Source organism: Staphylococcus sp. TCBT05 (genome assembly GCF_055179755.1).
The window spans coordinates 850,237-862,937 of sequence record NZ_JBUQDQ010000038.1; the positions used below are offsets into that span (position 1 = coordinate 850,237).

The following is a 12,701-nucleotide window of genomic DNA, read 5'->3' on the forward strand; positions in this document are numbered from 1 at the left end:
CTTTCATTTATCAGTTTTCACTCATTATAATATTGTACCACTTTTCACAATGTGTGTACGGATATGAGCTTAATTCGTTTGTACTAATTTTACGTTATTTGACCTAAATAACATCTTCTATTAAAATTGATTTGATAAAATATTATTAATTTAAAGGATAAGAGGTATTTACACTATGGCATCTCAATATCAACAATATTCAACTGTCAAAAAATATTGGCACTTGATGAGACCACATACATTAACAGCAGCTGTCGTTCCAGTGCTCGTAGGTACTGCTACTGCAAAGATTTTCTTATTAGGCAGCGAGGACCATCTCAGCCTTAGTCTATTCTTAGCGATGTTACTTGCTTGTTTATTAATTCAAGCGGCAACTAATATGTTTAATGAATACTATGATTTCAAAAAAGGGCTAGACGATCATACTTCCGTGGGAATCGGTGGTGCGATTGTACGTAACGGAATGACGCCAAAGCGTGTAATGAATTTAGCTATTGCATTTTATATCATTGCCGCATTACTAGGTATATTCATTGCAATGAATAGTTCATTCTGGTTATTACCTATTGGCCTCGTTTGTATGGCCGTTGGTTATTTATATACGGGTGGACCATTCCCTATTTCATGGACTCCATTCGGCGAACTATTTTCTGGTGTGTTTATGGGTATGTTTATTATTTTAATTTCATTCTTTATTCAAACAGAAAATATTCAGAGTTTAGCGATTTGGATCAGTATTCCAATTGTTATAACGATTGGTTTAATTAATATGGCCAATAATATCCGAGATCGTGTTAAAGACAAAGAAAGCGGTCGTAAAACGTTACCTATTCTTTTAGGCAAACGCTTCTCGATTTATTTCTTAGCATTTATGTATATCGTCGCATATGTTCTAGTAATCTATATAACATTTTTCAAACCTGGTGGCTCTATTTTCTTCTTATTAGCGTTGCTTTCATTCCCTTTACCAATAAAGGCTGTTCGACGTTTCAAAAAATATGACACGCCAGAATCAATGATGCCTGCAATGGCAGCAACAGGTAAAACCAACACATTTTTCGGTGTTTTATATGCACTAGGTATTTATATCAGCGCATTACTGGGTGGTATTTAATTTTAGAGTTCCATCTCACTTAACTCATAATACAAGCGATACAACAACTTAATACGAGTTATTTAGCAGTCGGTACCTTTAGTCAATAGGCCGGCTGCTTTTATATTATTGCGTATAAATCATATGGTGATGCATATGACCATACAAGTCTATTTGACGCTCACTTGCAAAACCCAACTTACTATATACACTCAAAGCAATAGAATTATTTAAATCACAATTTAAACTCCATTTTTGGTCAGGTGCTGTATTGATTACATGTTTAATCAATTGTGTAGCAACTCCTTGACCTCTGTATTCTGCAAATGTTGCCACTGTTTCAATGTACCACTCATCATCGCTTGCTTCTTTAGTTGGCATTGGCGTCCCCAAACGTGAGACATCTTCATCCAATTCTAGCTCGAGCCAAGCATTTTCATATGCTAATTCCTTATCACCTGGATAAGCAATTAAACATCCTGCAACTGCTCCATCTATTTCATAAACCCAAATATTGTCTATATGTCCCCTATAAGGTACCTCAATCATACTGCGCTCTATAATTTGCAACAAACGCTCCTTTTGCACATGACGTACCAACGGAATTTCTAGTTCTTCCCATATGATATAACATAATTGCGCTAACTGTTGTCTATCTTTAGGTTGTGCCTTTCTAATCATAATTGCTCTCCTCATTTACACATTTAATCACCTATTATTATATCTGAAATTATTTTAAAATTCGAAGTTCTTACTTACAATGTCACTAATTTTCACACTTAATAGTTTTTAATTGTTGTTTATACTAATTTATAAGATAATTTATTTATTATTATTCAAAGAGAGGTAAGAGATCGTGAAAGTTAACAAAGTGATATATGTTGTATTATGCTTCTTTCTTGGCTGGATAGGCGTTCACAAATTTTATTCCAATCAATTGTTACAAGGTATGCTCCATTTAGTGTTCTTTTGGACAGGGATTCCATATATTATCGCAATTATAAGTGGGATTATTACTATATTTTTCAAAAAAGCTGATGATAATGGCTTAATTTCATTTGAAAAATAAATCATAATATACTAGTTAAAATAACAAAAAACGGGTATGTACTTTTATATATAACATTTTGAATAAATTGCATAATTGTTAAGGGGGTACTACCTATGGGAAATATTATCAAACGTGTATTTAGAGCTATTGCTGTAAGTTATATAGTAAAGGCGATAAAGAATTTAATAAGTAAAAAATAAACCAACCATTATATATTATAAATCATAAAAACACCGAGTGAGGCACTATAAATGTCTCATCCGGTGTTTTGTATTTATATATGCAACTAACTAATTAATAAGTAAACACACATTTAAGTTAAAAAGATAGCTAATTTTAATTTAAAATGCAATTTGAACACTATACTAACTATTTTCTAATTTGAATTGTTGAATTCTATCTCCTATTTCATCACGTACGCTTTGAAATTTTGTCCAATCCTGTCCAGCTGGATCATCAAATCCCCAATGCTGCTTAGTCACATGCTTAGGTAATACAGGACAATTGTTATCAGCATCACTGCATAACGTAACAACTAAATCAGCCTGGTTCAATATTTCACTATCAATTAAATCCGAGGTATGATTTGAAATATCGATACCTACCTCTAACATAGCTTCTACTGCTTTCGGATTAACACCATGTGTCTCAATTCCTGCAGAATAAACATTCCAATTATCACCTAAAATTTTATGTGCCCATCCTTCTGCCATTTGACTTCTACAAGCATTACCTGTACATATAAAATAGATCGTTTTCTTATTCATTTTATTTCTCCTTTAAAATATAATAAGTGTTAAATATAATCCTAATAACGTAAAAAACAATACTGGGATTGTTATTACAATACCTGTTTTAAAATATGTTCCCCAAGATATTTTGACACCTTTTTGTGATAATACATGTAACCAAAGCAATGTAGCCAAAGAACCAATAGGCGTAATCTTTGGACCTAAGTCAGAACCAATGACATTTGCATATATCATGCCATCCTTTAACACTCCTGTTACATTTGATTGCCCTATCGCAATAGCATCAATCAGTACCGTTGGCAAATTATTCATAACAGATGAAAGTATTGCAGAAATAAAGCCCATTCCCATTACACTACCAAATAAGCCATAATGAGCAATATCATTTAACAAACTACTTAATAACGTTGTTATGCCAACATTTTTCAAACCATATACTACTAAATACATTCCTACTGAAAAAACAACGATATTCCAAGGTGCTCCCTTAATTACCGTCGCAGTATTCACTGCAGCTGAACGTCTGGCTAATAATATAAATAATAAAGCACACACACCAGCTATAATTGAAACTGGTATTTGAATAAATTCACTTATTAAATAACCAATCAATAATATAATCAGACAACCCATGAAAATTTAAATAATTTCATATCTTTTATTACCGTTACAGGTTCTGCAATATGTTTCGTTTCAAATGAATTTGGAATTGATTTGTTAAAATATAACCACAGAACGATGATACTTGCTATCAATGCAAAGCAATTTGGGATTATCATTCGTGCCATGTATTCCACAAAACCAATATCAAAATAATCCGCCGATACTATATTCACTAAATTACTTACTATCAGTGGTAACGATGTAGTATCTGCGATGAAACCACTAGCGATAATAAATGGGAATATAACTTTTTTATTAAAACCTAGTGTCCGAACCATTGCTAACACAATCGGTGTTAATATCAACGCTGCCCCATCATTAGCGAAAAATGCTGCGACGACCGCCCCTAATACCATTATATAAATAAACATCTTTAGACCATTACCATTCGATGCCCGGACCATATGTAACGCTGCCCATTCAAAGAAACCTATTTCATCAAGTATTAGAGAAATTAATATTACTGCGACAAAAGTTAACGTCGCATTCCAAACAATTCCAGTCACCTCAAATACATCTGAGAAACTCACTACACCTGTTATAATGGCAATTATTGCGCCGACCATTGCCGTAATACCAATATCTAAACCTTTAGGTTGCCAAATTACAAAAAATAAAGTCACTAAAAACAAGACAATTGCAAACACAGTCATGAACTACACTCACCTTTATCGATATCATTACAAATACAACGTACATGATTCGTGTTTATATTATCCAAATGCTCAGTCACTTCAGTCATCAATTTATGATTTAATTGATACATCCGTTTATTGCCTAGTTTACGCATTGTTATTAGTTCAGAATCTAATAACGCCTTCATATGATGACTCAATGTAGGTTGAGAAAATTGAAAATGCCCTAATAAATCATGTGCACAAAGCTCATCACATGATAATAAATCTAATATCTCGAGTCTATTTGGATCTGCTAATACCTTTAACAGCCTTGCAATTTTTTGATATGCCAATCATAGCACCTCCATACTTCTATATAGATTATCATCTATATAGATATCTGTCTATATACTTTTTAAATTAATAGATCACTAGAACTGATATTAAAATTATTTTTAATAAAAAAGTCACCTAATTATTATATTTCTTAATTTAAAGGGTAATGTATTTTAACAACATTAAATTGTGATTCAAATTCAATAACTGCTTGATTTATATAAGTAATTTTATTAATTAACAGATAGATTATGGTATCAATGCAAATAGCTATTATTCACAATTATAGGAGTGACACGATGAAAGGAATATTTACATACATTCTGATATTCGTAATAACTTGTTGGATGTTTATCAGCTTGTTAATCAATCATCAACGACAACAAATTGATTTTATAGCTGTAGGTGATAATTTAATACATCCAGTTGTCTATCAAGATGCTAATAACGGAAAAGATTCATATAATTTCCAAAAAATGTACCGACCTATTGCTCCTTACATACAAGACAAAGACCTTGCATATATTAATCAAGAATCACCTCTAGGTGGAGATGATCGCCCATTTTCAGGTTTTAAAAGATTTAATACCCCTTCTGTAGTCGCAAAAGCTGTAATTGATACTGGATTTAATCTCATTAATGGTTCAAACAACCATTCCTTAGATCAAGGCACTAGTGGTATCAATAACAGTTTATCAACATGGCATAAATACCAAGATAAAGCACTATTCACTGGTATGTTTAAAAGTAAGGACGATTATAATAAAACACCTACCATAAACATCAAAAATACTAAAGTATCCATGTTAAGTTATACATTTGGCACAAATAATTTAACACCCAAATTGCCCTATCAAATAAAATATATTAACAAGAAACAAATCAAAAGAGATATAAAAAAAGCAAAACAACATAGTGATTTTATTGTCATTTCTATGCATTGGGGTAAGGAAGGCAGCCACAAGCCAAGTAAAAAACAAAAGGAATATGCTAAATTTTTAGCCAAACAAAATGTCGACGTCGTTATAGGTATGCATCCACATGTAATACAACCTGTTGAATGGGTTAAAGGTACCCAAAACCATAAGACATTAGTCGCTTATTCTCTTGGCAACTTCTTAAATGGCCAAGAAACAGGGACTGAAAGTAATCATTTAGGAGGCAGTATTCAATTTAAAATTGCAAATAATCATAACGACACCAAAATCTCCGACGTAAAATGGCGCTCAATCGTTAATCATTATGAAATGACTGCTCCATATAATGATGACAGTAGGCATCACTTCAAAGTTTATATGTTAAATGATTATCCTAATAAATTAGCTAATCAACATGGTTTGCAATATCAAAGAAATGCTAATATCTCTAAATCACAATTACAACAAATTACGACAAATGTTATTGATAAACGTTTTTTAGACAATAACAGCTATTAGCATTATGAACGTATTGTTAGCGTGAAAGTTAATTATCTCTATTAACGATATTTATCCAAACACAACAAAAAACCCGTTAAATCAACGTTTAATTACGTTAACTTAACGGGAATTCTCTATGTACGGAAACGGAGGGATTCGAACCCTCGCGCCGCTCTCGCGACCTACACCCTTAGCAGGGGCGCCTCTTCAGCCAACTTGAGTACGTTTCCATGGCTCCACAGGTAGGACTCGAACCTACGACCGATCGGTTAACAGCCGATAGCTCTACCACTGAGCTACTGTGGATTAATGTATTCTCTTATCAAGCACAAATATAATTATATCAATAACAGCAGATTTTTCAAGTATAAATGTTAAAAAAATATGCGGAATATTTACACTAATTTAATATAATATTCCACATACTTTATCTTTTACATTTAAAATTCATTTTCGTTAGCTATTTGTGCTCGAATAAAGAGTATTTGGCTAATGCTTCATAAATATTTAATTGTGGTTTTGTATAATCAATTGGGGAATCAGGATCAAATGTAGCTACTCTAGCTGCTCTATCCATCATGTAGTAATAATATATACCATTCAAGTATTGATGATGCATACTGTGAGCAGAGATATTAACTGTTATCGTTTGATCATCTACAAAGATAACTTTACATTTTTTATCCTTTAGTGGCTTTATTTGTTCAACATAGTGAATGTTAATCCATGTGTTTTCGTCTTTTCTATCAGAGTGAGTTGGGAAAAAATAAGTGGGAAATAATGGAGTAAATAGAAGTGGCGGTTTACTACTAATGCCTGTAATTCGCATTGTATCCTCTTTTTTAAAATTATAACTACTACCGTAAAACCTACATGACCGATCAATAATTTTAGGTGTTCGATCTTTGATTACTGTACATTCATCCTTATATTTAAACACCCGGGTACCTTCTAACAAACCAAATGACACATTACAAGGTTGCAATGCCATATCACCTTTTTTAATTACATAATGCAAATTCATAATTGATGCCTCCTTACGCTTTGGTGATAAGCAAATAATATAACATTAAGAATTTAAAATCAATAAAATAATATAAAATTCCTTCTTAATTACCATCAACTTAAATTTCGTAAAAAAGTTTTTGCCATTTTTTATTTTTTGAAAGTTGCATTTTACACTTATTTTTTCGGAATAGTCAGAATATTTGTTGATTTCAATATAAAAAAACTGTATACTACATGTAAATATATAGAAAGGCAGTGGTTAAAATGAAACATAACACACATGTTAAATATAATACATTAGAGTCCTTTGTATCTACTATCAATGATTTGGGTATCGAACTAATAATTGATGAATCACTACGTAACGTTCGTAAGCATGAGTTAGAACATTTAATAGACGATGCTCTAAAAAATAAAAACGAGAATGATTTCAAACGCTATACAGATGAATACAAAAACTTGGAGGAATTTCTCGTTGGATAATTTAATCGATTGCCATTTAAAATAAGGTCTATCCCTACTTATCAGTTGATATTGTCGGTGGATAGACCTTTTCGTATTTTAAATATTCATTTGTATGAATTATTTGTTCAATTATTAAGACATTAATCTAATTAATTCGTTTCTATCAATTGCACCAAAGTAATGGTGTATATCGTAATCAGCTAACGCTTCTTCTATACTATTAAAATCATGTAAAGTGCCTTCTAGAGCTGCTTCTAATTCTGTTATATCACCTTCACCAAAGAAATCACCGAATATTCTCGCATGTTCAATTCTACCTTTTTTAACATCTAGCTTAATTTGAACAAAACCTTTTTCAAATTTTTCCTCACGCTCAAAGTTATATTTTGGATTCTTGCCATAATTCCAATCCCAAGTGCGATATTTTTCATTGCTTAATTGTTCAATATTCGCCCAATCTTCATCAGTTAGTTTATATTCTTCAACTTGATTTGTTTCACCGAAAATTGTTTTTAAAATAATTTCTTTGAAGGTATCAATATCAATAGGTTCATCTAAAAATTCAACAATATTAGCTACTCTACTGCGGACAGATTTAATTCCTTTAGATTTGATTTTTGCTGGATTTACTCTTAAGGCATTTTGTACTTCATCCAGTTCACTATTTAAAATAAGTGTACCATGGCTAAACATACGTTCTTTCACCTTGACCATTGCATTTCCCGAAATTTTTGCATTCCCTACTTGTATATCATTTCTTCCACTAAGTTCAGCCTCAACGCCTAAACTTTTTAAGGCTTCAACAATTGGTTCTGTGAACTTTTTAAAATTATGGAAACTATTGCCATCATCATCTGTGATAAAACTAAAGTTTAAATTGCCCGTATCATGATATACAGCGCCCCCACCAGAAATTCGTCGCACCACATCTATACCATGTTCATCAATGTATGGTTGATTGACCTCTTCGATTGTATTTTGATTTTTACCAATTATAATAGATGGTCTATTTACATAAAATAAAAAATAGCTATCATCATTGGGCATTTGTTTCAAAACATACTCTTCCATTGCTAAATTAAGTGTTGGATCTGTGATGTCATTGTTGCTAATAAATTTCATTTGTTCCACTCCTTTTCCCATAAATACGCCCTTATAATATTTATGCTACATTTTCACTTAAAATGCCAATCATTCACTCCAAAATTTCAAATAAATTTAAAATCACTTTATGAACATGCAATTTAATGGTTTTTTGTTTATTTGTAGATGATTTTTTTGTATAATACTATCTAGTTAGCATTTCTAGGGAGGATTAAAGATGACTGTTGCAGAAGTTGGAAATATAGTAGAATTTTATGACGGATTAAAAGGCCGCGTAGAAAAAATTAATGATAATTCAGTAATTGTTGATCTAACAATTATGGAGAACTTCAATGATCTAGACTTGCCAGAGAAGACTGTCATTAATCATAAACGATACAAAATCGTTGAACAAGAAGGTTAAGCTCAATGAATAAAATGTCAAAAGCTTTAATATGGTTTGTAATAAGCTTTATTATCTTTCACGTCATCTTGTATGTTATGTGGGGTGAAAAGCAAGTATATTGGTATCTGTACACAGGCATTATGTTAATTGCAGGCATAAGTTATGTTTTTTACCAAAGAGATATTGAATCCAAGCGCCTCCTTACATCACTAGGTATAGGGATATTAGTTGGTGTGGTACTCATTCTCATACAGCTTATTACATCGGCAATGGTTGCTGATTTGAAGTACTCAGAATTAATTAAAGAATTGACAAGAACTGGTGTATATTTTAAATGGCAAATGTTAGTAACATTAGTTTTTGTTATACCGTGTCATGAACTTTATATGAGAACGGTTTTGCAAAAGGAATTACTTAAATTAAATATCCCAGGCTGGATAGGTGTAATTATTTCGGCATTATGTTCGGCTTCATTATTTTTCTATCTAGATAAGATGTGGATTGTATTTTTCGTATTCTTAGTTCAAATCGTTCTTTCAATAAGTTATCTTTATACACGAAGAATTGCAACGTCTGTAGTAGCTCAAATTGTTGCTGTTGTAATTCTTCTATTATTCCACGCATAGTTTAATAATTAAGATAAAAAGCAGGTTACCGCTCTAATGCATAGTAACCTGCTTTTTTGTATTCTCAAACATTTTATGTTACCCAATGCCTAGCTGCTTTCGTTATGTGAGGACATTAAATGTTTGCTGTTGTTTAATGGTATATGTTTCATCTTTTAAATTTTTTGATATTAACTCAAACATAGTAACATCACCTGTATCATGTATAACGGCATTTTCTAAATATTGTCGGTAATTTCTATAACAATAGTCTGTCATACTTACTCTATAGACATGATCCAATTTAATATTATTTAACGTAACCCTATCAAAAGGTTTTGCGTTCATATCTATAGTATAATCTACGCCTTGCCAAAATGTACAAAGCGTTTCATCAATAATAGTCAGGCTCAATTTTCCATCGCTAAATTCAATATGTGAATATCCATATTCAAGTATATCTTTAATATGCTGACCTTTTAATGTTAAATCTACTGGTACATCTGGGTGAGGATATGCATAATACAAGGAGCCATTTGTCACACTTTCTGTTAAGCCACTTTCTCCATTTGTAGGTAAATGAACACAGGAAATATCATAATTATATTTCAATCTAATACTATCATGTAGTAGTTGCGTAAATTTGTGTGGTTTACATATAACATCGGCCAAACCATCAACAGTGACATTTACCCCTTGATTGGTTAGCGTCTCTGTTGACCAATATTCAACAGCTTTACGGTCATAATGTGTTAAATGCAATAAATGTTCATCTTCTTCGTACTCATTTAAATCGACAATATGTGAGTCAACATTTTCCAATTCATACGAACTTGTGCGTTTTTTAAAATTAATATTCACATGAATTAATTGCTCTGCATTTTGTCCTGCTTGTACATAAAGTGTTTGATCATCTCTACCTATAAAGGTTTGATGTTGGTGCCCTGTAATAAGTAAATCAATAACACCAAGCGTTTGCATGATTTTTTCCGCTTCATTTACCTTTTCTTCGCGTTCTTTACCGGACTTATTCAATTGATTCAAGCCACCATGATAAATAACAATAAGAAAGTCTGGCATTTCCGTCTCATGAATATAACGAATCCAGCGTTTAGAAGAAAGTAATGTTTTCTCTATCTGAACGTCTTCTTCCATTTCAAAATGCTCGCGTTCCATCAATCCGTCTGAAGTTAAACCGACTATGGCTATCTTAACCCCTTCTATTTGTTTAATTGTATAAGGGGTTGAAAAATATGGCTCGCGTGTTTGTTGGTATTCGATATTTGCTGATAACCATGGAAATCTAGACAACGCAATAGATCTCGAGAAAAAGGACAGTCCAAATTTGAATTCATTGGGACTAATTCCACTCGCATCATATTGCATTGCATTCATCAATTTAATCATTGGATGCCTTTTATAAGGAGCTACCAAAGCATAATAAAATGCACCTAATGATCCTGCCAAACTGCCGCCACTATCTAATAAAATAACATGCTTGTTTTCATTTCTTACTTTATTTACATATGTGCCTGCTCGATAGATATTCGAGCCATTATCGCCATTAAGGAAATGACTGTGCATATCTGAAGTTGTGATAACATCAATCGCTATTTTTTCACTTTGTTTCATAAGCCTCTCTCCTCATTAACAACAGTTTAACATGATATATTTTTTGTTGACACTAATTACAACACTAATAAAAATTTTCTAATATGCTTATTATTTTAAGCAATAAAAAAGATAGACACAACGTTTTCATTAGAAATAATTCTAATACCGTTATGCCTATCCTATCAATATTTAAACTGAATATAAATTAACGTATCTATCCGATTTGAACGCGTTCCTTTGGATAATGGAATTTATCGGGTTCTCTTCGGCCACCAATCATAATGATGAAGCTTATCAAACCGACACGACCGATAAACATCAATAACATTAATATCAGCTTCGTCGTACTACTCACATCACCAGTTATTCCTAATGATAAACCACAAGTACCAAAGGCTGACATGACCTCAAAGAATGCTTGTAAAAAACTTAGTTTTCCATTTTCCACTACTAGTATAACAATCATGCTCGTAAAGGTTAATATTGAAGCCATTGTAAAAACTGCAAATGATCGTTGAACATCTGTAGCATGAATCTCTCTATTAAATGCCTTTATTGATGTACGTTCCGCAGTATTACTAAAGTTAAGTAAAAATAGTATCAATATCGCAAATGTTGTGGTTCTTATTCCCCCACCTACTGAACTTGGAGAAGAACCAATAAACATCAGAATACTCATAATTACGTTCGTACCTTCACCAAATTGACTGACATCTATAGTTTGCAAACCTGCACTTCTTGTGGATGCAGATTGAAACAGTGCGTAGAATAATGACTTATGCCATGACATATGGTTAAATGAATGATTATGTTCTAATAACAAGATAATAATCGTTCCAAAGACAAATAATGCCAAATAAGTAACTGTTGTTATCTTTGCAAAAAGTGAAAATCTAAAGTTTGGAATTCTGTTTTTTATATATGCTTTAACTTCTAATAACACAGGAAAACCTATAGAACCCAATACAATTAAAAACATCACTATAGTTTGCACAAAGTAATCACTAGCATAAGGAATCAAAGATTGACCCGTAATATCTAATCCGCCATTAGTAGTTGCTGAAACAGCAACAAACACACCTTGCATGATGGCATATTGTAAATCAGGTGTATCTCGATAAAAATAAAAAGTTAACAATGCTGCACCAATAAGCTCAATCATTAAGATTGTTTTCACAATTTCTAAAATCAGCTTAACTGTACCACTCATTGTATCTTTATTATTATCTAACATGATTAATCTACGCTCGCGCATACCAATATGTTTGCCCAACACAACCCATAGCATTGTACCAATTGCCATGACACCAATACCACCAATATTTAATATAATCATAATGATGATTTGTCCAAATGTACTATATGTATCAGCAATATTGATTGGTGTAAGCCCTGTAACACTAACGCCCGATACGGCCACAAATAAAGAATCAACCGGGTCGACATGTACGCCCGGTTTATGAACAAATGGCAAATTAAGCAATAAGAACGCTACGATAATCGCAACAAGATAATATAATACAATCCCTTGTTGTGGGCTAGATTTCTTTAATAATTGATTGAAAATGGACAATCTATATTCACCCCAAC

Annotated in this window: 13 protein-coding genes, 2 tRNA genes and 1 pseudogene; 6 read left to right on the plus strand and 10 right to left on the minus strand. The window is 32.2% G+C overall.

Annotation, left to right across the window (positions count from 1 at the left end; genetic code table 11):
• Positions 1 to 175: 175 nt before the first annotated feature.
• Entirely contained in the window at positions 176 to 1,114 is a 939-nt protein-coding gene (locus ACY191_RS11100) for a 1,4-dihydroxy-2-naphthoate polyprenyltransferase (protein WP_042739849.1), read from the plus strand.
• A 105-nt stretch (positions 1,115 to 1,219) separates the two neighbouring features.
• Here ACY191_RS11100 and ACY191_RS11105 read toward each other — a convergent pair whose 3' ends face one another.
• On the minus strand, positions 1,220 to 1,774 hold the full coding sequence (locus tag ACY191_RS11105; protein WP_042739848.1) for a GNAT family N-acetyltransferase: 555 nt from the start codon (positions 1,772 to 1,774) through the stop codon (positions 1,220 to 1,222).
• Positions 1,775 to 1,949: 175 nt separating this feature from the next.
• On the opposite strand from ACY191_RS11105, the gene ACY191_RS11110 reads away from it, so the two are divergent.
• Positions 1,950 to 2,162 carry a TM2 domain-containing protein gene (locus tag ACY191_RS11110; RefSeq protein ID WP_042739847.1) on the plus strand — a complete coding sequence of 71 codons (213 nt, stop codon included), beginning with the start codon at positions 1,950 to 1,952 and terminating at the stop codon, positions 2,160 to 2,162.
• A 347-nt stretch (positions 2,163 to 2,509) separates the two neighbouring features.
• Here the strand turns inward: ACY191_RS11110 and arsC are convergent, their stop codons facing one another.
• The 3 genes and pseudogenes from arsC to ACY191_RS11125 all read right to left on the minus strand — a co-directional run bounded on the left by arsC (position 2,510) and on the right by ACY191_RS11125 (position 4,529).
• Entirely contained in the window at positions 2,510 to 2,911 is a 402-nt protein-coding gene (gene arsC / locus ACY191_RS11115) for an arsenate reductase (thioredoxin) (RefSeq protein WP_107527811.1), read from the minus strand.
• Between the two features lie 12 nt (positions 2,912 to 2,923).
• A pseudogene (gene arsB, locus ACY191_RS11120) lies at positions 2,924 to 4,212 on the minus strand (arsenite efflux transporter membrane subunit ArsB).
• On the minus strand, positions 4,209 to 4,529 hold the full coding sequence (locus ACY191_RS11125; RefSeq protein ID WP_042739844.1) for an ArsR/SmtB family transcription factor: 321 nt from the start codon (positions 4,527 to 4,529) through the stop codon (positions 4,209 to 4,211). Before ACY191_RS11125 ends, arsB begins: the two are co-directional and overlap by 4 nt.
• 282 nt (positions 4,530 to 4,811) lie before the next feature.
• On the opposite strand from ACY191_RS11125, the gene ACY191_RS11130 reads away from it, so the two are divergent.
• Complete coding sequence (locus ACY191_RS11130) at positions 4,812 to 5,948, plus strand: CapA family protein (RefSeq protein ID WP_229367101.1); 1,137 nt, start codon at positions 4,812 to 4,814, stop codon at positions 5,946 to 5,948.
• A 123-nt stretch (positions 5,949 to 6,071) separates the two neighbouring features.
• Here ACY191_RS11130 and ACY191_RS11135 read toward each other — a convergent pair.
• From ACY191_RS11135 to ACY191_RS11145, 3 genes are all read right to left on the minus strand, one after another.
• Positions 6,072 to 6,160, minus strand: a tRNA-Ser gene (locus ACY191_RS11135).
• 1 nt (position 6,161) lies between these two features.
• A tRNA-Asn gene (locus tag ACY191_RS11140) sits at positions 6,162 to 6,236 on the minus strand.
• A 154-nt stretch (positions 6,237 to 6,390) separates the two neighbouring features.
• Positions 6,391 to 6,954 carry a competence protein ComK gene (locus ACY191_RS11145; protein ID WP_042739843.1) on the minus strand — a complete coding sequence of 188 codons (564 nt, stop codon included), beginning with the start codon at positions 6,952 to 6,954 and terminating at the stop codon, positions 6,391 to 6,393.
• Between the two features lie 248 nt (positions 6,955 to 7,202).
• On the opposite strand from ACY191_RS11145, the gene ACY191_RS11150 reads away from it, so the two are divergent.
• Positions 7,203 to 7,421, plus strand: a complete 219-nt coding sequence (locus tag ACY191_RS11150; RefSeq protein WP_042739842.1) for an IDEAL domain-containing protein — start codon at positions 7,203 to 7,205, stop codon at positions 7,419 to 7,421.
• 114 nt (positions 7,422 to 7,535) lie between these two features.
• On the opposite strand, the gene ACY191_RS11155 is transcribed toward ACY191_RS11150, so the two are convergent.
• Positions 7,536 to 8,525: a lipoate--protein ligase gene (locus tag ACY191_RS11155; protein ID WP_229367100.1), complete on the minus strand. Its 990-nt coding sequence runs from the start codon at positions 8,523 to 8,525 to the stop codon at positions 7,536 to 7,538.
• Between the two features lie 199 nt (positions 8,526 to 8,724).
• Here ACY191_RS11155 and ACY191_RS11160 point away from each other — a divergent pair, with 199 nt between their 5' ends.
• Together ACY191_RS11160 and ACY191_RS11165 are read left to right on the plus strand one after the other, a co-directional pair.
• Positions 8,725 to 8,910 (plus strand): YkvS family protein, encoded by a 186-nt coding sequence (locus ACY191_RS11160; RefSeq protein WP_042739840.1) that lies wholly within the window; start codon positions 8,725 to 8,727, stop codon positions 8,908 to 8,910.
• Between the two features lie 5 nt (positions 8,911 to 8,915).
• A complete protein-coding gene (locus ACY191_RS11165) occupies positions 8,916 to 9,518 on the plus strand; it encodes a CPBP family glutamic-type intramembrane protease (protein ID WP_042739839.1) in 603 nt (200 codons plus the stop codon).
• 102 nt (positions 9,519 to 9,620) lie between these two features.
• Here the strand turns inward: ACY191_RS11165 and ACY191_RS11170 are convergent, their stop codons facing one another.
• A complete protein-coding gene (locus ACY191_RS11170; RefSeq protein ID WP_042739838.1) occupies positions 9,621 to 11,129 on the minus strand; it encodes a bifunctional metallophosphatase/5'-nucleotidase in 1,509 nt (502 codons plus the stop codon).
• 196 nt (positions 11,130 to 11,325) lie between these two features.
• Positions 11,326 to 12,684, minus strand: coding sequence for a TrkH family potassium uptake protein (locus tag ACY191_RS11175; protein ID WP_107591465.1), 1,359 nt, complete (start codon positions 12,682 to 12,684; stop codon positions 11,326 to 11,328).
• Positions 12,685 to 12,701 lie beyond the last annotated feature (17 nt).

Bases quoted from the DNA above. Each gene is read 5' to 3' on its own strand.
- ACY191_RS11100 (WP_042739849.1), top strand. From the start codon at position 176: ATGGCATCTCAATATCAACAATATTCAACTGTCAAAAAATATTGGCAC.
- ACY191_RS11105 (WP_042739848.1), bottom strand. From the start codon at position 1,774: ATGATTAGAAAGGCACAACCTAAAGATAGACAACAGTTAGCGCAATTA.
- arsC (WP_107527811.1), bottom strand. From the start codon at position 2,911: ATGAATAAGAAAACGATCTATTTTATATGTACAGGTAATGCTTGTAGA.
- ACY191_RS11130 (WP_229367101.1), top strand. From the start codon at position 4,812: ATGAAAGGAATATTTACATACATTCTGATATTCGTAATAACTTGTTGG.
- ACY191_RS11145 (WP_042739843.1), bottom strand. From the start codon at position 6,954: ATGAATTTGCATTATGTAATTAAAAAAGGTGATATGGCATTGCAACCT.
- ACY191_RS11150 (WP_042739842.1), top strand. From the start codon at position 7,203: ATGAAACATAACACACATGTTAAATATAATACATTAGAGTCCTTTGTA.
- ACY191_RS11155 (WP_229367100.1), bottom strand. From the start codon at position 8,525: ATGAAATTTATTAGCAACAATGACATCACAGATCCAACACTTAATTTA.
- ACY191_RS11160 (WP_042739840.1), top strand. From the start codon at position 8,725: ATGACTGTTGCAGAAGTTGGAAATATAGTAGAATTTTATGACGGATTA.
- ACY191_RS11165 (WP_042739839.1), top strand. From the start codon at position 8,916: ATGAATAAAATGTCAAAAGCTTTAATATGGTTTGTAATAAGCTTTATT.
- ACY191_RS11170 (WP_042739838.1), bottom strand. From the start codon at position 11,129: ATGAAACAAAGTGAAAAAATAGCGATTGATGTTATCACAACTTCAGAT.